The sequence below is a fragment of the Streptomyces sp. NBC_01506 genome (assembly GCF_045040295.1).
In the GTDB taxonomy this organism is placed as follows: Bacteria; Actinomycetota; Actinomycetes; order Streptomycetales; family Streptomycetaceae; genus Streptomyces.
In genome coordinates this window covers 8,570,458-8,589,466 of the sequence record NZ_CP109422.1, presented here as the reverse complement: position 1 = coordinate 8,589,466, position 19,009 = coordinate 8,570,458, and the positions used below count along the sequence as shown (strand labels likewise).

Sequence of the window (19,009 nt, the reverse complement as noted above, 5' to 3'; positions counted from 1 at the left end):
CACATCAGTACGTCAGTACGGCAGCGGCTCGTCGGCCAGGTAGGGCGGCGCGGGCTCGTACTGGATGTACCGGCGCACGGCCCGCGCGTGGTCGCGCCCATGGAGCCGGCCGACGAGCCACAGCGCCATGTCGATGCCGGCGGACACGCCCTGACTGGTGACCAGGTCGTCGTCCACGACATAACGGGCGTCGCGGACGACGGTGATGTCGCCCCGGGCCTGGAGTTCGTCCTCGAAGCCGTGATGGGTGGCCACGCGCCGGCCACGGGCGGGCCCGGCCTCGTGCAGCAAAAGCGACCCGGTGCACACACTCGTGACCCAGTGGGCATCGGCGGCCGTCGCCCCGATCCACCGCATCAGCGCGGGATTGTCCACCTCGCGCCGGGTGCCCTGGCCACCGGGGACGAGCAGCACGTCCAGGGGCGGACAGTCGCCGAGGGTGCGGTCGGGCAGGACCCGCATGCCCTTGTTGCACCGGACCGGGTCGGGGCGCTCGGCGACCAGGACGGCGGTGTCGGCCTGGTCGCGCAGCATGGAGGAGGCGGTGAACACCTCCCAGGGCCCGACGAAGTCCAGCTCCTCGACGCCGTCGAAGATCAGCAGTCCGTATGTGGTCATGTGTGGTCCTTCGTAGTCATGGATGGGCGGTTCTTCGTGGTCGTGCGCGGCCGTCGGCGGTCACACGTGGTCGCCGGTCGAACGGAACCGGTTCCGGTAGTCGGTCGGTGTCACGCCGCAGTGGCGGTGAAACGCGCGCCGCAGCGATTCGGAGCTGCCGAGCCCGCAGCGGCGCGCGACGGTGGCGACCGGTTCGTCGCCGCCGGTCAGTGCCCGCTGCGCGGCCTCCACCCGTACGCGCTCCACATACTCGGCCGGTCCCACCCCCAGCTCCGCCGTGAACCGTCGCTGGAAGTGCCGCGGGCTCAGCCCGGCACGGCCGGCCAGATCCGCCAGCCCGTGCGGTGAGCCGGGGTCTGCGTGGACGGCCGAGACGACGGTGCGGATCGGATCGGTGGCCGGCTGCGCCGACCAGAGCGGAACGCTGAACTGCGCCTGGCTGCCCGGTCGGCGCAGGAACAGCACGAGATGCTGGGCGACCGTGTGCGCGACCTCCCGGCCCAGATCGTCCTCGACCAGCGCGAGAGCCAGATCCATCCCGGCGGTCACACCGGCCGACGTCCAGACCCGTCCGTCGCGGACGAAGACCGGCCGGGTGTCCACGGTCAGCTCGGGATGCTCCCCGCGAAGCTGGGTGTCGCGGCTCCAGTGGGTGGTGACGCGACGGCCGTCGAGCAGTCCGGTGGCGGCGAGCAGGAAGACGCCGCTGCACACCGAGGTGATCCGGCGGGCCGTGGCCCCCGCCTCGGCGATCCAGCCGACGAGGGCGGGGTCCCGTACGGCGGCGTCGACCCCGGTGCCGCCGGCCACCACCAGGGTGTCGATCCCCGAGGGGTCCAGGTCACCGATCGCGTGGTCGGCGTGCACACGCAGCCCGCCGGTCGAGCGCACCGGGCCCGCGACGGGGGCCACGATCCGGCAGTCGTAACCCGGACCCCCGAGGCCGGCCTGCTGGAAGACCTCGAAGGGTCCCGAGAGGTCGAGCGACTGGAATCCCTCGAAGATCACGAAAACGACGCGTCGCTGCTGCACGTCGTTCAGCCTGCGCCGTGGGCGATCGCGTCGTCAACGACGTACGGCCCACACATCGCGCCATGAACCGGGCGATCTGGTCGCCGGGCGATCTGGTCGGGTGAACCTCCGCCCCGCCTGACGATCAAGATAATTCGATCATGTTTGAGTACCTTTCATGAAAAATCGACTGAAACTCAGCATGTTCCTGGTCGCCACGAGCGCCGTCGTCGTGGCCGCCGGCCCGCTGCCCACCCCGGCGCAGGAGGCCACCGCCCAGCCCCGCACCGCGCCGCTGCACCTCTCGCCGACGCCGCTGGTGGACCGGTACATCGTGTCCATCGACGCCGCGTTCGACGCCACCAAGCTGCTCAACCGGGCCGGGGTGAAGCCCCTGTTCACGTACACGAGCGTGCTGCGCGGGTTCGCGGCCGAGCTGAGCCCCGCCCAGCTCAGGACCATCCGGGCGACGCCCGGCGTGACGGCCGTCGAGCAGGACTCCGAGGTGAAGGCGCTTCGGACCACGCCATCGGGCAGCCGCGCCGCCGCCTCCTCCTGGGGCCTGGACCGGATCGACCAGCAGGCACTGCCGCTGGACGGCCAGTACACCGCGCAGCAGACCGGCAAGGGTGCCACCGCGTACATCCTCGACACGGGCATCGAGTTCGGTCATGACGAGTTCGGCGGGCGCGCCAAGCCGGGCTACGACGCTGTCGGCGACGGCCGGCAGGGCCAGGACTGCCAGGGTCACGGCACCCATGTGGCGGGCACGGTCGCCGGCCGTACGTACGGTGTGGCTCCCGAGGCCGACCTGGTGAGCGTCCGGGTCCTGGACTGCAAGGGCAAGGGCACCTGGTCGGGAATCCTCGCCGGCTTCGACTGGGTCGCCGACAACGCCAAGCAGCCGGCCGTGCTCAACGGCTCGCTCGGCGGCCCGAAGTCCGTCGCGGTGAACAGCGCGGCGACCGCCCTGTCGAGGAAGGGTGTCCTGCCGGTCATCGCCGCCGGTAACGACGGGGTCGACGCGTGCACCGTCTCGCCGGCCTCGGCGGAGGGTGTCGTGACGGTCGGCGCGACCGACATGGAGGACAAGCAGACCAGCTTCTCCAACCACGGGAAGTGTCTGTCGATGTACGCGCCGGGCGCCGCCATCGTGTCGGCCAAGCTCGGCGGTGGCGACGTCGCCCTGAACGGCACCTCGATGGCCTCTCCCCATGTCGCCGGCGTGGCCGCCCTCTACAAGGCGGCGCACCCGCAGGCCGCTCCGGCCGAGGTCGCCGGCGTCCTCGGCGGCTCGGCCACCGAGAACCGGCTGTCCGCCGTCAGCGAGGGCTCGCCGAACCGGCTCCTGTTCACCAACGGGCTCTGACGGCGGAGCGCCGACGGTGGCGGGATACCCACATGGCGCACGAAGAACCGATTCAGCAGCCCGCTGTTCGAGGGACGATCCGGGTCGTTCGGAGAACATCCGCACGGCCGGGGACAGGGTTTCGACGTCCTGTTTCACACCACCCGCACCACAAGGAGTTCCTGTGCGACTTCGTACCAGTGTGGCCGCCACCGTCGGCGCCCTCGCCCTCGTCATCACCCTGCCGACCTCGGCCGGGGCGGCCCAGGGCGACTTCACCTACCAGCACGTCAACCGGGCCGGCACAGCGCAGACGTCGGGTCTGATCAACCCGCAGAGCCGCGAGTGCATCACGCTGCCCGAGGTCGAGAGCGCGCAAACGGCGCCGGCACACTCCCCCCGCAACAACACGGACGCCACGGCGACCGTCTTCGCGGGCGTCGACTGTGAAGGCCCGCACTTCAGCCTGCGGCCCAACGGGGGCCAGGCCTCCGAGCGGCTGAAGGTCCGTTCGGTCGTCTTCAGCTAACCCGGACGAGCCGCCGAACCACAGACCGGCGGACCCGGCCGGCCGACTGTGCCGGTCGGGTCCGCCGACCAGCCGCCCCGCCACGAGCGACAACGCGCGTGCCGGGGCGGCGCCATGTGCGGACCCGGCCGGCCGTCGGGCGTACGGCGTCAGGCGTACTCCCGCTCCTTCGGCGTGAAGATCAGATTGCGGCTCTTGAAGGGGCGCTCGCCGGTTATCGGGACGAGTCGGCCGTCCGACTCCGAGATCCAGCGGAAGGTGTAGTCGAGTCCTTCGAAGGGCTCGGTGAGCTTGCCGAGCATCGTCTTGTGCAGGGCTTCGAGGATGATCACGGGACGGTCGCGCTTGATGAGGCCCCGCGCTCCGGCCAGGACACTCGGCTCATGGCCCTCGACGTCGATCTTGATCAGATCGACCGGGGTCTCCCCCAGGGTCTCGTCCAGGGTGAGCAGATGGACCCGGGTGGTGAACGCGGTGGACAGCGGCTTGCTGAATTCCTCCAGCGACGAGCCGGTGGAGAGCAGGTTCGACAGCGGGAAGCGGATGTTGATGTCGGCGGTTCCCGCGTGGTCGGAGACCCCGTTCTGGTGCAGCACGAGATTCTTCAGACCGTTCACCCGGTGATTGACGGCCAGCCTCGCGTGGATCGGCGGCACCGGTTCGAAGGCGTGCACCGTGGCCTTGGGTGCGGCGAGGGCCGCGATCATCGCGTAGTAGCCGACGTGCGCGCCGACGTCGAGGATCGTCCGGCTGGTGGCGGCGAGCCGGCTCCAGTGGCGCAGGCTGGACGACTCGTAGCCGAAACGGCCGTTCCATACGGTGTCCAGGGCGACGGCCTCGTCGTTCGCGCAGAACATGACGAACGGCGGACAGTGCTCGGAGTCGATCTCGACCAAGCCGTGGTGGGGGAAGCCTTTACGGTGCGTCGTGAGGATGTCGGAGGTGGTGACGGGCCTGATCCGGGCCGCCTCCCGCGCCGTCCGCCGGTTCTTCTCGTCGAGATCGCGGATCCGCGTCCCGACTCGCCCTGCCCCCGGCCGCCCCGCCTGCGGCTTCCCGGTCGTCGCGATTGTTGAGAACTTTCGGAGGATCTTCACGGGGCTCCTTGGTGTCGTGCACAGGTGGCCGGGGGGTAGAGAGATGTTGCCGACACCGGGTGAGCGGGGGATGTTGGGGCGGTGAACGCGGGGGGAACCATCCCGGCCGATGATCGAGCCGCGCCGTCGACGGTGTACGGGGACCTCCGGGGGCCTGGGTTAGCGTGCGGTATGCCCTCTGACAGCAACGCCCGTTTCGGCAGGATCGGCATCTGGAGCTCGGCCCTGCACCCTTCGGACCCCGACGCCGTCGCGGCGGTCCCGGCTGCGGTCGCCGAGCTGGACGCGCTGGGATACGGAACCCTCTGGCTGGGCGGCAGCCCGTCGCTCGACCAGGTCGTTCCCGTCCTCGATGCCACCCGGCACATCACCGTGGCCACCGGCATCCTCAGCATCTGGGAGCACGAGGCACCGGCCGTCGCCGAACGGACGGCGCGGATCCAGCGGGACACGGCGGGGCGCTTCGTCCTCGGGCTGGGCGTCAGCCACCGCGGATTCACCCCGAACTACGCACGGCCCTACTCGGCCATGGTCGACTACCTCGACGCCCTGGACGCCGCCCCCGACCCGGTGCCCGCGTCGCAGCGCGTACTCGCCGCGCTCGGCCCGAAGATGCTGAAGCTGGCGGCGGACCGTGCGGTGGGCGCGCACCCCTATCTCGTCACGGCGGAACACACGGCACAGGCGCGCGCGGCACTCGGCCCGGACGCGCTGCTGGCGCCCGAGCTGACCGTCGTACTCGACACGGACCTCGAGCGGGCCCGTACGGTCGCGCGCGGCATGCTGTCGATGTATCTCCAACTGCCCAACTACACCGACAACTTGCTCCGACTGGGCTTCACCGAGGGCGACTTCGCGGACGGCGGCAGCGACCGGCTGCTGGCCGCGCTTTTCGCGCTGGGCGACGCCGGGGCGGTGCGTGCCCGTGTCGAGGAGTACGTGGACGCGGGCGCCGACCATCTGGCGCTCCAGGTCCTGTCGGGCGACCGGGCCAAGGACCTGCCGCTCGCCGAGTGGCGCACGCTGGCCGAGGCGCTGGAACTGACGCCGAGAAGCTGACGTTCGAGCTGACGTACCGTCAAGAGCCCGCCGACGTAACCGCGTTGACGTCGGCGGGCTTGGGTTCATCCGGGTCTCGAGTGAGCGGCTTCGCGGAAGCGAAGACCACGCCGACGCCCCTTCGACGGCCGGCGCACGGTCGGAACGGTCAGACGCGTTCCAGGACGACCACGGGGATCTCCCGGTCCGTCTTGGTCTGATACTCGTCGTACGCGGGCCAGACCTCGGCCATCTTCCGCCACATCTCCGGCTTCTCCTGCGGGGTCGCGGTGCGCGCGCGGGCGGTGAAGCGGTCGCCCTTCACCTGTACATGGACCTCGGGGTCCGCCTCGATGTTGCGGTACCACAGGGGCGACACGTCGGCGCCACCGTGGGAGGCGACGACCAGCAGGTCGTCACCGTGGGTCCGGTAGATGAGGGGGGTGCTGCGCTGCTCGCCGCTCTTACGGCCGGTGGTGGTGAGGATCAGCGTGGTAGTGCCGTTCTCCCACACATGTCCCACCTCGCCGTCCGTCTCCTGGTAGCGCTTCACATGCTCTTGCCCGAACAGCATCTGCCGTCTCCTTAACTGGTCTCGCTCTGCCCGTGGCGGCCGGGGGGACAGCCTCGAGCCCGTGCGAAACCGACCGTAGCAACGTCCGCGCGGTGGCGGCTGTTGTGCGGCGCGCGCCGCGCGCCGCGTGTGCGAGACGGTGAACGACGCTGTGGAGACGGTTATTCCGAAGGGTCGGTCCCGTGATTATCGGGGCAGTCTGCCCAGTTGCAGCGTGTCGGCGCCACTGTCGGTGAAGGAGTCCTCCCGCGGGCGCCATTTCCCGGCGGCTTCCGGAGGCTTTACAGATGCGTACGCGTAACCGTACTCATCCTCGCGCGCGGGGCCGTCGGCGTATGCGCCGTCGTATGCGCCGTCGTAAGCGGCTTCGTAACCCCCGGGGATTTCCGACTCGTCGACCAATGACGGGCTGGCGCGGTCCATCCGCAGGGCGTCGACGGATTCCGCGAGAAGTTCGTATTCCGTGGTTTCGTCGCGGGTGGCGACGCGAATGAGGTGACCCGCCGCCAGATGTTCCGCGACCCGGTCCTGATGGGCCTGATTGTCGCGCCAGGCCCGCAGCATCTGCGGTACGTCAGGGACGGTGTCGGCCAGGGGGGCGAGCGCACGGGCGGGAAAGTTGTCGTTGTCGGGGCTCGGATCGAGGCGTTCCGCGATCCAGGTCGCCCGGTCCCGTAACCACCACAGTGCAAGTGACAGAGTGGGTGCGCGATACGTTCCCAGAGGGACGCCTATACGCTGTCCGCCACTGACTCCGTAGGCGGTGACATGGCACAGGAATTCATCATGCACGGCCGCTCTCCTCGCGCCGTTCAATGGTGGCCCGGTGGCCTGGGGCGTAATACTGATTGTGAAGAGTGTGTGATGGTCGGGGCGATTCCCGGAGAGCAGAATGAGTGATCCTTTGGGGCGCCTCAACGTATTATTATGTAGTTCGCCGACACACTGTCACGCCATCATTCTGGCCAGAGTTCGAGTGCGTTAATCCATCTCCCTGACAGAAATCCGGTACCGGCGCGCGGAGCCCGGCCGGCCCCGCCGGAGCCGGCCGCTGTCTCCCAACCGCCTTGCACCGCACCGACCTTGACGTTCACTGTATGGAGTAGCAGTGGAACGCTGCGGAACAGGACACCTGGGGGGCACATGGCGACGGGGAGAGACAGTGACGAGAAAGAGACGGGTCCGGACGAGGGCGCGGACCCGCGCGCGGACAGGGGTACGAGCGCTGACGGGCCCACCGATGCCGTACCGCCGTCGATACCGGCGCGACCGCTGACACCACCCGCACCGGCCCAGCCTCCGGTGGCACCACCGCCGCCGGCCCAGCCGCCGGGTTTCGGTCCGCCGCCCCAGATTCCGGGCTTCGGTCCGCCTCCTCCACCTCCGCCGCCGCCCGTGCCCCTCGGTCCTCCGGCCGCGTCCGGCCATGTCGCCGCCGTGGCGCTGCTCAACCTCACCGGTCTCGGGCTCGGCTACGTCCTGATCCGCGACCGGCTCCGACTGGCCGTCAACCTGGCCGCGACCGCGCTGTTCCTGCTCCTCGTGCTGCCCGCCGACACCGACGGCGTCCCGGTTCTGTTCGTCGTCCTGTACGCCCTGGTGCTGATCGGCGCGGCCCTCGACGGCGCCCGGCGTGCGCGTGGTCCGGCCCCGCGACCGCCGCTGGTGCTCCCCGCCGTACGGCCCGCCGTGGCCGTCGCCCTGGCCCTCGTACTGCTCGCGATTCCGGTGGGCGGGGCCGTCGCCTACGAAGCGGCGCAGGACGAGGCAGTCGAGCGGATGCTGCTCGACAGGCTCGCCGACGCCGACAAGAAGGTCGAGGCGCTGCGCGACGGTGACAGCAAGGACAAGACCGCGGGATTCGACTCCGCCCTCGGCGTCTACCGTGAACTCGGCGAGAACGAGGGCGGTTCGAGGGCGGGCAAGCTCGTGCCCGAGCGACTGGACACGTTCTACGACGCCGTGTCACTCCCGTACGCCGAGAAGGAGTACTGCGCGGCCGTCGAACCTCTCAAGTACCTGCGCGATGTGCCCGATTCGGTCGACGGCGATCTGCTCGGCCGACTGGCCAAGTGGCCCGACCAGCCGTTGGCCACCTCGCTCCTGGAGTGCGGGAAGACGGGACTGGCCGCGGGCGGGTCGGGTACGGACCGCGGTGAACTGGCCGAACTCATCTCCACGTTCCCCGAGTCGGCGCAGGCGGCGGCGGTGAAGCCGGCTGTCGACGCCGCCATCAAGCAGCGCGCCAAGACACTGGGCGGAGCCGATCCGTGCGCGTCCACAACGGAGTTGGAGAACATCTCCGAGTTGGTGAAGTCCTTCGAGACGGACACCGCGGCCCTGAAGAAGAGCGCCGCGTCGGCCGTGGAGTCCGGGACCTACGCGTGCGGCGTGGACCAGTTCAAGGACAAGCACTTCGATCTCGCCATGGAGACGCTGACGTCGTTCACGTCCACCTACAAGAACAGTGACCGCAAGGATCGCGCGCGGGACATCGCCATCGCCGCCGAGATCGCCACGGAGCGCGCGGCGGCGGGCAAGCGCCTGCCGCCTCAGAACGCGCCCGGTGGTGCCGGGCTGGAGGTGGTGATCAGCAACGACGCCCCGGACGCGGTGGAGATCCTTTACACCGGACCCGTGACCGGCACGATCAAGATAGGGGCGTGCGGCAACTGCGAGAACTACTCCAGTTACGACGCCGTCGACAAGGCGTGCAAGGACTCCGGCAAGGGCTACCCGAAGAAGACGCTGCGCCTGCCGGTCGGCGACTACCACTTCCTGCTCAAGCACTCCGGGGACGCGGCCGACGACGTGACGAGCACGTCGGACGGGATGTCGATCGATCCCGGCTACACATACACGTACTGCAGCTATGTGGTGGAGACGGACCCGTTCGACTCCATCCAGCCTGCGGACCCGCTGGAGCCGCTGCTGTCCAGGTAGTACGGCGTCCCGGTGGGATGGCGGATGTCCCGTACGATCCCCGGCGTGGAATGACCTGAGCCGAGCACACGAGCGCGGTCCGGCGATCACCGGACCGCGTTCGTGTGCCCTCACCCGATCCCAGGAGAGACCAGCCCCCGTGTCGTACGTATCACCCGCCCCGGTCCTCAATCGCCGCGTCGAGCGGCTGCGCGAGATCGCCGAGGCCGAACCGCGCCTGGAAGGCGTCCTGTTGTACGGGTCGTGGACCCTCGGCGAGTCGGACGAGCACTCCGACATCGACGCGTATCTGTTCGTACGCGACGCGGACGCGGACAGCTTCGACGGGCGGGAGTTCGTGGCGCGGATCGCCCCGCTGAAGCTGGCCCACCTGAATATGTACGGCGTCCTCGCCGTCGTCTTCGATGACCTGATGCGCGGGGAGTTCCACGTCGACCCGGCGGGGCCGGGCATCGGCAGCATCGCGTCGTGGGAGGGGATGGTGCATCTCCCCGACCCAGACTCCGCAGTCCTTCTCGACCGGGGCGGGCGGTTGACCGCCGCCGCGCGCCGGCTCGCCGGCTTCCGGCCGCCGGAGCCGGTGGCCACGGCCCAGGAGCTGTGCGACGAACTCGCCAACTGGACGCTGATGCTGGCCCATGTGGCGGCACGCGGCGAGATCGCCCGCGCGTACAACCTCCTGCACGCCGTCGTCGCGCCCCTCCAACTGAAGCTGTGCCGGCTGCTGCGCGGTTCCACGGCGCACTGGCTCACGCCGAGCCGTGCGCTGGAGCAGGACCTCCCCGAGGCCGACCGCGCGCGCTATCTCGAGACCACCGGCGGGGCGCGGCCCGGCGAGCTGCGCTCGGCGGCGATGGAGAGCTGGCGGTGGAGCCGGGAGCTGGCCGCCGAGGCGGCGGCGCGCTGGGGCACCCGACTGCCGCTCCAACTGCACGACGAGATCGCGGAGTTGCTGGCCAAGGGGTGAGTTCCGGCGGCCACTACGGGTGGGGGTTCGCGGGTGCGGCCCGCAGTGCCGTGAGCAGGGCCAGCGGGGTGGTCGCCGCCCATGCCTGCGGCGAGCAGGAGTGCGGATATGGGACGAGTCCGTGGCCGTCCTGTCTGGTGTGGCCCGCGATCACCTCCGGCAGCCGGTCGCCGTGCGCCGCCGCCGCGTCGAGGAGACCGTCGCTCACCCGCGCGGCCTCGTCGTGCAGTCCGTGGCGGGCGAGTCCGAGCGCGATGACGGCGTTGTCGTGCGGCCAGATGGAACCCCGGTGGTAGGAGAGCGGGTGGTACGGCGCCTGGCCCGCCGCGAGGGTGCGGATGCCCCAGCCCGAGAAGAAGTCGGGCTCCAGCAGCCGCCTGCCGACGATCCGGCCCCGCTCACCGTCGAGGATGCCCGACCACAGCAAATGGCCGGCGTCCGAGGCCAGCGCGTCGACCTGGCGGCCCGCGCCGTCGAGGGCGAGGGCGGGAAAGTCGCTGCGGCGCATCCAGAAGTCGTCGTGGAAGCGGGACCGCAACCGCCTTGCCGCCGCGTCCAGTTGGTCCGCCCAACGGTCGTCGTCCCATGCCGTACGGGCGAGGGCCGCCGCGCCGCGCAGGGCGTCGTACGCGTAACCCTGGGCCTCGGCCACGGCGATGGCGCCCGTCGCCCGCGTACCGTCCGCGAAGCAGATCGCGCCGGCGGAGTCCTTCCAGTTCTGGTTGAGCAGACCGCCGGGATCGCAGGTGTAGACGAGATAGCCGTGCCGGTCGAGTCCGCCGTGCTCGAACATCCAGCGGACGGCGGCGCGGGCGTGCGGTTGGAGGCGGCGCGCGAGAGTGGGGTCCCCGGTCCGCGCGGCGTGGGCGGCGAGGAGCGCGACGAAAAGCGGGGTGCTGTCGACGGAGCCGTAGTAACGGGCGTACGGGACCTGCCGGAAGTGGGACAGCTCGCCGTGGCGGATCTCGTGCACGATCTTGCCGGGCTGGGCGACGGCCGCCGGGTCGTGGGTGGTGGCCTGGGTCGCGGCGAGCGCGAGGAGGGTCGACTCGGCGACGCGCGGCAGATGGGGCAGGGCGAAGAACGAGGTGAGCAGCGAGTCGCGGCCGAACAGCGTGAGGAACCAGGGGACTCCGGCCCCGGGCACGCGCAGGTCCTCGCCGTCCGGACCGGTGGCCGGAATGTGCAGCAGAGCGAGATCGGCGAGTCCTTGGGCGCAGGCGCGGGCGAGCGCCCGGCCGCGCGGGGTGTCGTCGTCGGCCGGGAGCACGGGGTCCGGCCACAGCCGCGCGCTCTCGCGCCGTACGTACTCCTGTGCCTCCTCGGGGCCGCTCGGGGCGGGCGATGGTTCGGCGGCGCCGTGGGCGCGCGCCGTGACGGTCAGGGTGAGTTCGGCGCTGCCGTGGGCGGGCAGCGGCAGGTGCCAGGTGAGGTCGCGGCCGGTGCCGTGGTCCGTGACGGCGGTCGGCGCGGGGGTCGCGGTGAGCGTGGTGGAGGAGCGCCGGCCGCCGCGCCGGTAGGTGAACTCGATGCCGCCGGGGACGGTGTGGATGTCCCGGGCGGCGCCGGGCTTGTCGTACGTACGGCCGTCGCCGCGCAGCTCGAACTGGTCGGCGAAGTCGGCGTCGGCCTCGACGGTGACGGCGAGCGTGGTGTCCCGGGCGATGTTGCTGATGATCCGTACGCGCTCCACCAACCGGCCCGCGACGAGGGCCTGTTGGCGCAGCAGCGTCCAGTTGGAGGGTTCGTCGCGGGTGCTGCTCGCGGTGAGGACCGCCACCGTGCCGCCGGTGGGCGCGCCGGGGACGAGGACGGTGGGTACGGCTCCGTCGACGGTGAGCCGCCACCGGCTGAGGTGGCGCGCGTCGCGGACGAAGAGGCCGTCGGGCGAGCTGCCACGGGTGCCGGTGATGTCGCCGGCACCGTCGAGCGCGGCGAACGTGCCCGCGTGGACGAGGAGTTGGGGTGCGGCGCTCATCGGCCCGCGCCCTTCCCCGGCTCCTCGGTGCGTGCCAGCAGGTCGAGCACGACGGCCGCGGTCCAACTGAAGTCGGCTGTGCCGCGTGCCCGGCCGGTGCGCGGGTCGACGTACTCGGCGAAGCCGGAGGCGCCGGCCGAGGTGAGGATCGTCTGCCGCAGGTCGTCGGCGCGCGCGAGCGCCCCGTGCTGCCGAAGTCCGCGTTCGAGGGCCCAGTTGATGTTGAACCAGGCCGGTCCGCGCCAGTAGCGGGAGGAGTCGAAGGAGTGGCCGCGCAGGTCGTAGCTGGGGGCGAGCGCCGTGGTGGAGCCCAGGCCGAAGTGGTCGCCGGACGCGGTGCGCAGCAGGGCTTCCACGACATGGCCGGGCAGGTCCGGTACCAGCAGGGGGAGCAGGCCGGTGACGCTTTTCTCCTCGATGGGTGTGTCGGTGCGCAGGTCGTGGCAGAGGAACAGGCCGGCTTCGGGGTGCCACAGGCGCCGCACCAGGGCGGTGGTCAGGGCGCGGGCGCGTTCGCGGTGCGGCCGCGGGTCCTGACCGAGTGTCAGGGCGATGGCGGCCAGGGCGTGTTCGGACACGATGAGGAAGGCGTTGAAGCCGGGGTCCTCGACGACGAAGCCGTGCGGAGCGGCGGCACCGACGCCTGCACCGGTGTCCGTGTAGCCGCGGTCACGGTAGTCGGCGGCCAGGCGCACGTAGCGGCCGTAGTCCAGATCGGTCGGCCGGTCGGCCGCGTCGCCGTGCGTGAGGTCGGCCCGGCGGAACGAGGTGGCGGGGGCGGGGTCGACCCGCTCCAACGGCCGGTCCCAGCAAGGGCTGTTGTCCATGCCCGGTTCCCACGGGTGCAGTACGGACGCGAGGCCGTGGCCGCCGAGGTCGCGGTTGGTGTGCAGATAGCCGTGCCAGGCGGTGAGCCGTGGGTAGACGCGCGCCAGGAAGCCGCGCCGCCCGGACGTCTCGGGGTCGCTCTCGTGGACGAGCCACGCGGCGAGGGCGTGCACGGGTGGCTGGACGATCCCGGAGGTCTCGATGTCGCGGGGTGCGCCCGCCGTGGCTCCGGCGGTGCTGGAGCGCCAGAAATCGGGGCTCGGGAAGTAGGCGTCGAGCGGCACGGCGGGGTTGAACACGATGTGCGGGATACGGCCGTCGTCCCACTGCGCGCTGAGGAGGGTTTCGAGTTCGCGCTGTGCGCGGCGGGGCGAGAGACGGGAGAGTCCTACGGCGATGAAGGCGGAGTCCCAGCTCCACTGGTGCGGATAGAGGGTGTGGGAGGGCACGGTGGAGGCGCCGGTCCAGTTGGCGAGCAGCACGCGGGACGCCGCGGCGCGCAGGGCCCGTCGCCCCGTCCGGGTCCCCGAGCCGCCCGTGACGAGGGGCGTGGACGGGCCGGCGGTGGTGGCCGTCATGCGCCGGACCTGCGCAGCAGGGTGGGGATGGAGCGTACGGCCTCGACGGGGTCTCCGGTCAGCCGGCATTCGACGGCGAGGTAGCCCTCGTAGCCGATGGAGTGCAGCGCGGCGAGCCAGGCGGGCCAGTCCAGATGACCGGCGCCGGGCTGGAACCGGTTGGAGTCGCTGACCTGCGCGTGTCCGATGTAGGGCGCGGCGGCGAGGATGGCACCCGCCGGGTCGGCCTCCTCGATGTTCATGTGGTAGCTGTCGATGCCGATACGCACCGAGTCGAGGCCCACGGCGCGGATCAACTCGGCTGCCTGGTCGAGCCGGTTGACCATGTGGTCCTCGTACCGGTTGAGCGGTTCCAGGAAGAGGGACACGCCTTCGTCGCGCGCGTGTTCGCCGAGTTCGGTGAGTCCGTCGAGCAGTACGGCGCGCTCCTCCTCGGCGCCGCGCGGCGGCTCGAAGGGCGGCAGCCGGCGGGAGAACATCCCGTACGACGCCGGGGTCTGGGCGCCGAGTCCGCCGAGTTCGGCGATCACGGAGAGCTGGGACTTGAGCTGCACGATCGCGTCGCGGCGCAGACCGGCGTCGAAGGCCCCGAAGAAGTGGAGCATGTCGACGCAGACGGTCGGCATGACGACGCCGTCGCGCAGGGCCGCGCGGAGTTCGGGGAGGCGTTCGCGGAAGTGGAGGTCGCCCTTGGCGCGCAGTTCGATCCCGTCGAATCCGGCGTCCTGTGCGAAGTCCCACTTCTGTTGAAGGGTCTCCCCCGGCAGCAACTGCTCCTGGCAGGCGGTCTTGAGCATCGGGGAACCTTTCAGAATTCCAGGACGATCTGGAGGGCGTCGGCGGGGCGTTCGTCGAGGAGCGCGTAGGCGTCGGCGGCCTCGGCGGCGGGGACGACATGGCTGACGAGTGACGCCACGTCGACCAGGCCGTCGGCGACGAGCGCGAGGAAGGTCCGCTGGAGCCGTTCCACCGTCCAGCGGCCGGCCAACTGCGGTGGTACGCCGCCGATCTGAGAGCTGATCAGTTGTACGCGGTTGTGATGGAACTCGTCGCCGAGGCGTAGTCCGGTGCCGTCGCCCTGGTAGAAGCCGGAGGCGACGACGCGGCCCCCTACGGTGACGCAGCGCAGCGCCTCGTGGAGGGCGGGGTAGGCGCCGCTGATCTCGATGGCGACGTCGGCGCCCCGGCCCTCGGTGGCTTCGCGTACGGACTCGGCGACCGCGTCGTCAAGGGCGTTGAGCGTGCGGCTCGCACCGTAGGCGCGGGCCGTGGCGAGCCGGCCGTCGAGCGCGTCGACGGCGGTGACGCGGGCGCCGTTGAGCTGGGCGAGGCGGGTGGTGAGCAGGCCGATGACGCCCTGGCCGAAGACGGTGACGTCCTCACCGACATGGATGTCGGCGGCGAGGACGGCGTTGTAGGCGATGGCGCCGACCCGGGCGAAGGCTCCGGCGAGCGGTTCGAGTCCTTCGGGCAGGGTGTGGCCGATCATCCGCTCGACGGGGACGACGCCTTCGCTGCGGTGGCCCCAGATGCCCCAGACCAGATCACCGACGCGGGGCAGCCCGACCGCCCGCGCGGACTCGCCGTCCGAGCCGGGTTCGGGTTCGGGTTCCAGCTCGGGTGAGACCTCGGTGACCTCGCCGACCTCGGAGTAGCCCCAGCCCGCGACGGGGTACTCGATGCCGGCGGCGCCGTCGCGGAAGATCCGCGCCTCGGGGTCCCAGGTGCGGGTCAGATACGGGTTGGTGCCCCGGTAGGCGGTGAGTTCGGTGCCGGCGGAGATGCCCGAGTAGCGGGTGCGGACCCGCAGATGGCCCGGCGGCAGCGGGGCACTGGCGTGCGCGGCCACTTCGACGTGCCGTGGGGCGGTGAACTGGACGACGCGTTCCACGTAAGGACTCCGAGAGGTCGGTCGGCGCTGAGGTTCCGGGGGTTGCGGCCCCGGCGCTGAGCCCGGCTGCTGAGGCCCGGCGGCTGAGGGTCCGGCGAGAGGTGGCGTGACGTGCCCCGCTCGGACTTAGGTCGAACCTATCTCAGACTTATGTCTTGTCAATACGCAGAAGTAGTGCTGAGATGCCGCTATCCAAAACATAAGGCACGACGATCCGAGCAGTTCGGGATCCGAGTAGGTGAGGGCGAGCCATGCGCAGAAGGATCCGGCGGTCGAAGGCGACCGCGGCCGGTCTGGCGGCGGTGCTGGGTGTCGGCGTGCTGGCGGGCTGTTCCGCCGACACCGGCCCGGCCCGGCCGGACAACAGGATCACGGTGTGGACGCAGGAGAACCTGCCGCCGCGCATGGAGGCGACCAACAAGATCATCGACCGGTTCGAGAAGGAGACCGGAGTCCAGGTGGACCTCGTCGGTGTGTCCGAGGGCCAACTGCCGCAACTGATCATGTCGGCGGCGGCAGCGGGCACGCTGCCCGACGTCATCGGAGCCGTACCGATGGGCCAGGTCTGGCAGATGTACAGCAACGGTCTGCTCAACACCGAGGTCAGCGGCGAGATCGTGAACAGCCTCGGCAAGGACACCTTCGCCGACAACGCCCTGAGCCTCACCGCCGACGCGGGCAAGCAGCTCGCCGTCCCCTCCGACGCCTGGCTCCAACTGCTCCTCTACCGCCAGGACCAGCTCACGGAGGCGGGACTGGCGGTGCCCGACACGTACGACAAGCTGCTCAAGGCCGCCGACACACTCGACAAGGAGGGCCGCGACGGCATCTCCGTGGCCACCGACCCCGGCGACGTCTTCACCCAGCAGAGCTTCGAGAACATCGCGCTCGCCAACAACTGCCGCCTCGTCGACGACGCCGGCGACGTGGCGCTCGACTCCCCCGCCTGTGAGACGGCCTTCGACACGTACGACAAGCTCGGCCGCCAGTACGGTCCGGCCGGCACCCAGTCCGTCGACTCGACGCGGGCCACCTACTTCTCCGGCGGCTCGTCCATGATCGTCTGGTCGTCCTTCATCCTGGACGAGCTGGCGGGACTGCGTAAGGACGCGCTGCCGAGCTGCCCCGAGTGCAAGAAGGACGGCACGTTCCTCTCCGACAACAGCGGGATCGTCACCGCGCTCGCGGGGCCCGACGGATCGCCCGCGCAGTTCGGCGAGGTGACGTCGTGGGCGGTGACGAGGACCGCGGAGACCGCCGCCTCGACCGAGTTCATCGAGTACATGATGGACAAGGGGTACGAGGACTGGTTCGGCATGGCGCCCGAGGGCAAGATCCCCGTCCGCCGGGGAACGGCCGCCGAGCCGCAGAAGTACCAGCAGGCATGGCGTGCCAGCACCGCGGGCGTCGACACCCGTAAGCCCATGAACGAGGTCTACTCCGACGACCTGCTCGACCAACTGGCCGACGGCGTCGACAACATGAAGCGCTGGGGCATCACCGAGGGCCAGGGCGCCCTCGTCGGCGCCACCAACGGAGAACTCCCGGTCCCCAAGGCGATCGGCGCGATGACCGCCGGCCAGATCTCCTCCCGCCAGGCCGCCCGCGAGGCGAACGACGAAGTCTCCGCCCTCCAGAAGTCACTCCAGTAACCGCCGCCCGGCGCCCGTCGAGGAATACATATGAGCACTGCACCGAGCGGCGCGAAGACGCGCCGCGTTCCCACCGAGAGCCGCCCGCCCAGCAGAGACAAGCGCCGCCCGGCCTCCGCCGCGCAGCGCGAGAACCGCGCGGGACTCGCCTTCGTCACGCCCACCTTCCTGGTGGTGCTGGTCGTGGTGATCATCCCGATCCTGTGGACCGTGCTGCTGGCGTTCCAGCACGCCAAGCTGGTCGACATCCAGGGCATGGGCCTGTTCGGCAACTGGTCCCTGGACAACTTCACCGCCGTCTTCGGCTCGGCCGGATTCTGGTCCAGCCTGTCCACCACCCTGCTCTACACGGCCGGTTCCACCGCGGGCTCCATCGTGCTCGGGCTGATAGCCGCGCTCGCCCTGCGCAAGCCGTTCCGCGGCCGGGGACTGCTGCGCGGCTCGATGCTCCTGCCGTACGTGGCACCCGTCGTCGCGGTCGCCTTCGTCTGGCAGGTCGCGCTCAGCCCCCAGTACGGCATCGTCAACTCGTGGGGCGGCAAGCTGTTCGGCTGGGACGACCCCATCGCGTTCCTGTCCACCCGCTCGTACGAAGTGAGCCTGCTCGGGCTGCACTTCGACATACCGCTCGCCCTGCTCACCGTCATCGCCTTCGAGGCGTGGCGCTACTTCCCCTTCGCGTTCCTCTTCCTGCTGGCCAGGCTCCAGGCCGTACCGGACGGTCTCGAGGAGGCGGCGCGGGTCGACGGCGCGACGCCGTCGCAGAACTTCCGCCATATCCTGCTGCCCCAACTGATGCCCGTGATCGCGCTGTTGAGCGTCCTGCGCTTCATCATGACCTTCAACAAGTTCGACGACGTCTATCTGCTGACCGGTGGCGGGGCGGGCACGGACGTCGTCGCCGTACGCGTCTACGACTTCCTCACCGCCCGCTTCGACGTGGGCGCGGCGGCGGCGCAGGCGCTCGTACTGGCCGCCGTGCTGATGGTGCTGCTCGGCATCTACTTCACGTTCTTCGCCAAGAGAGTCCAGGAGGAGTCGTGATGACACGCGCACAGTTCGAGGAGCGCTTCTTCGGCGTCGCCCGCTGGGTGACCATCGCCTTCCTGGCGGCGATCACGATCGTGCCCTTCTACTACATGCTCCTGCTGTCGGTGAAGCCGATCGACGCCCTGCTGCTGGACCCCGGGTCGCTCTGGGTGGCGGCCAAGGACTTCACGCTCGACACCTATCGCAGCGTCCTCAAGCCGACCTCCGAGGGCGGCCAGGGCTTCCTGCGGATGCTGCTCAACTCGGCCGCCGTGGCGCTGGGTACGGTGCTGCTGACCCTCGCGGCGGCGGTCCCCGGCGCGTACGCGATCAGCCGGCTCCGCTTCTTCGGCAGCCGGCATGTCAGCGCGATGTTCCTCGCCGTCTATCTGTTCCCCGCCACGCTGCTGGCTGTGCCACTGTTCGTGATGTTCGCCAAGCTCGGACTCTCCGGGAACCTGGTGGGCCTGGCGATCGTGTACATCGCACAGACGGTGCCGGTGTCGATCTACATGATGAGGAACTACTTCACGACGATCCCGCGCAGCATCGAGGAGGCGGCGGCGCTCGACGGGTGTTCGCGGCTCCAGACCGTACGGAAGGTGATCCTGCCGCTCGCACTGCCGTCCCTGATGGCCACCGGGCTGTATGTGTTCATGATCGCGTGGAACGAATTCCTCTTCGCGCTGCTGTTCCTGGCCGCTTCGCCCGACGAATGGACGGTCTCGCTGGGGCTCCAGCAGCTCGCGGGCGGGATCGAGGTCTCCAAGACGGTTCTGATGGCCGGTTCCGTGGTCCTCACCATCCCCGTGGTACTGCTGTTCTTCGCCGCCGAACGACTGCTGACGGAGGGTCTGACCAGCGGCGCCGACAAGGGCTGAGGCCGCGAAGCCACAGCCAGGGCCAGACAACCAGCGAGCCAGAGCGA

General features: G+C 70.4%; 16 protein-coding genes and 1 pseudogene. 8 read left to right on the top strand and 9 right to left on the bottom strand.

What is annotated here, in order from left to right; all coding sequences use genetic code 11:
- Positions 1–12 precede the first annotated feature (12 nt).
- Both OG329_RS38570 and OG329_RS38565 read right to left on the bottom strand, forming a co-directional pair.
- Positions 13–618 carry a DJ-1/PfpI family protein gene (locus OG329_RS38570; RefSeq protein ID WP_405801483.1) on the bottom strand — a complete coding sequence of 202 codons (606 nt, stop codon included), beginning with the start codon at positions 616–618 and terminating at the stop codon, positions 13–15.
- Positions 619–678: 60 nt separating this feature from the next.
- The gene (locus tag OG329_RS38565) at positions 679–1,650 is read right to left on the bottom strand and encodes a GlxA family transcriptional regulator (RefSeq protein ID WP_405801481.1); all 972 of its coding nucleotides are present in this window, start codon (positions 1,648–1,650) and stop codon (positions 679–681) included.
- A gap of 157 nt (positions 1,651–1,807) precedes the next feature.
- Between OG329_RS38565 and OG329_RS38560 the strand changes: the two genes are divergently transcribed.
- Both OG329_RS38560 and OG329_RS38555 read left to right on the top strand, forming a co-directional pair.
- Positions 1,808–2,998, top strand: a complete 1,191-nt coding sequence (locus OG329_RS38560) for a S8 family peptidase (protein WP_405801480.1) — start codon at positions 1,808–1,810, stop codon at positions 2,996–2,998.
- Positions 2,999–3,161: 163 nt separating this feature from the next.
- Positions 3,162–3,506, top strand: coding sequence for a hypothetical protein (locus tag OG329_RS38555; RefSeq protein ID WP_405801478.1), 345 nt, complete (start codon positions 3,162–3,164; stop codon positions 3,504–3,506).
- A 149-nt stretch (positions 3,507–3,655) separates the two neighbouring features.
- Here OG329_RS38555 and OG329_RS38550 read toward each other — a convergent pair whose 3' ends face one another.
- On the bottom strand, positions 3,656–4,603 hold the full coding sequence (locus OG329_RS38550; protein WP_405801477.1) for an FkbM family methyltransferase: 948 nt from the start codon (positions 4,601–4,603) through the stop codon (positions 3,656–3,658).
- Positions 4,604–4,774: 171 nt separating this feature from the next.
- On the opposite strand from OG329_RS38550, the gene OG329_RS38545 reads away from it, so the two are divergent.
- Positions 4,775–5,662, top strand: coding sequence for an LLM class F420-dependent oxidoreductase (locus OG329_RS38545; protein ID WP_405801476.1), 888 nt, complete (start codon positions 4,775–4,777; stop codon positions 5,660–5,662).
- Positions 5,663–5,810: 148 nt separating this feature from the next.
- Here the strand turns inward: OG329_RS38545 and OG329_RS38540 are convergent, their stop codons facing one another.
- On the bottom strand, positions 5,811–6,215 hold the full coding sequence (locus tag OG329_RS38540) for a nitroreductase family deazaflavin-dependent oxidoreductase (protein ID WP_405801475.1): 405 nt from the start codon (positions 6,213–6,215) through the stop codon (positions 5,811–5,813).
- A gap of 396 nt (positions 6,216–6,611) precedes the next feature.
- A pseudogene (locus tag OG329_RS38535) lies at positions 6,612–7,007 on the bottom strand (hypothetical protein); the annotation flags it as partial.
- A gap of 603 nt (positions 7,008–7,610) precedes the next feature.
- On the opposite strand from OG329_RS38535, the gene OG329_RS38530 reads away from it, so the two are divergent.
- Positions 7,611–9,158, top strand: coding sequence for a hypothetical protein (locus OG329_RS38530; protein ID WP_405801474.1), 1,548 nt, complete (start codon positions 7,611–7,613; stop codon positions 9,156–9,158).
- Between the two features lie 139 nt (positions 9,159–9,297).
- Positions 9,298–10,125, top strand: a complete 828-nt coding sequence (locus OG329_RS38525; protein ID WP_405801473.1) for a nucleotidyltransferase domain-containing protein — start codon at positions 9,298–9,300, stop codon at positions 10,123–10,125.
- A 13-nt stretch (positions 10,126–10,138) separates the two neighbouring features.
- Here OG329_RS38525 and OG329_RS38520 read toward each other — a convergent pair whose 3' ends face one another.
- From OG329_RS38520 to OG329_RS38505, 4 genes are read right to left on the bottom strand one after another with little or no spacing between them, the layout of a single operon-like run.
- The gene (locus OG329_RS38520; protein WP_405801471.1) at positions 10,139–12,103 is read right to left on the bottom strand and encodes a glycogen debranching N-terminal domain-containing protein; all 1,965 of its coding nucleotides are present in this window, start codon (positions 12,101–12,103) and stop codon (positions 10,139–10,141) included.
- The gene (locus OG329_RS38515) at positions 12,100–13,509 is read right to left on the bottom strand and encodes an MGH1-like glycoside hydrolase domain-containing protein (protein WP_405801470.1); all 1,410 of its coding nucleotides are present in this window, start codon (positions 13,507–13,509) and stop codon (positions 12,100–12,102) included. Before OG329_RS38515 ends, OG329_RS38520 begins: the two co-directional genes overlap by 4 nt.
- Positions 13,506–14,306 (bottom strand): sugar phosphate isomerase/epimerase family protein, encoded by an 801-nt coding sequence (locus tag OG329_RS38510; protein WP_405801468.1) that lies wholly within the window; start codon positions 14,304–14,306, stop codon positions 13,506–13,508. The genes OG329_RS38515 and OG329_RS38510 overlap by 4 nt, the downstream gene beginning before the upstream one ends.
- A gap of 11 nt (positions 14,307–14,317) precedes the next feature.
- Positions 14,318–15,400, bottom strand: a complete 1,083-nt coding sequence (locus OG329_RS38505) for a zinc-binding alcohol dehydrogenase (RefSeq protein ID WP_405801467.1) — start codon at positions 15,398–15,400, stop codon at positions 14,318–14,320.
- Positions 15,401–15,651: 251 nt separating this feature from the next.
- On the opposite strand from OG329_RS38505, the gene OG329_RS38500 reads away from it, so the two are divergent.
- The 3 genes from OG329_RS38500 to OG329_RS38490 are packed head-to-tail and all read left to right on the top strand — an operon-like array spanning position 15,652 to position 18,962.
- Positions 15,652–17,052 (top strand): ABC transporter substrate-binding protein, encoded by a 1,401-nt coding sequence (locus OG329_RS38500; RefSeq protein WP_405801466.1) that lies wholly within the window; start codon positions 15,652–15,654, stop codon positions 17,050–17,052.
- A 30-nt stretch (positions 17,053–17,082) separates the two neighbouring features.
- The gene (locus OG329_RS38495) at positions 17,083–18,096 is read left to right on the top strand and encodes a carbohydrate ABC transporter permease (RefSeq protein WP_405801465.1); all 1,014 of its coding nucleotides are present in this window, start codon (positions 17,083–17,085) and stop codon (positions 18,094–18,096) included.
- Positions 18,096–18,962, top strand: a complete 867-nt coding sequence (locus OG329_RS38490; RefSeq protein ID WP_405801463.1) for a carbohydrate ABC transporter permease — start codon at positions 18,096–18,098, stop codon at positions 18,960–18,962. Before OG329_RS38495 ends, OG329_RS38490 begins: the two co-directional genes overlap by 1 nt.
- Positions 18,963–19,009: the final 47 nt, after the last annotated feature.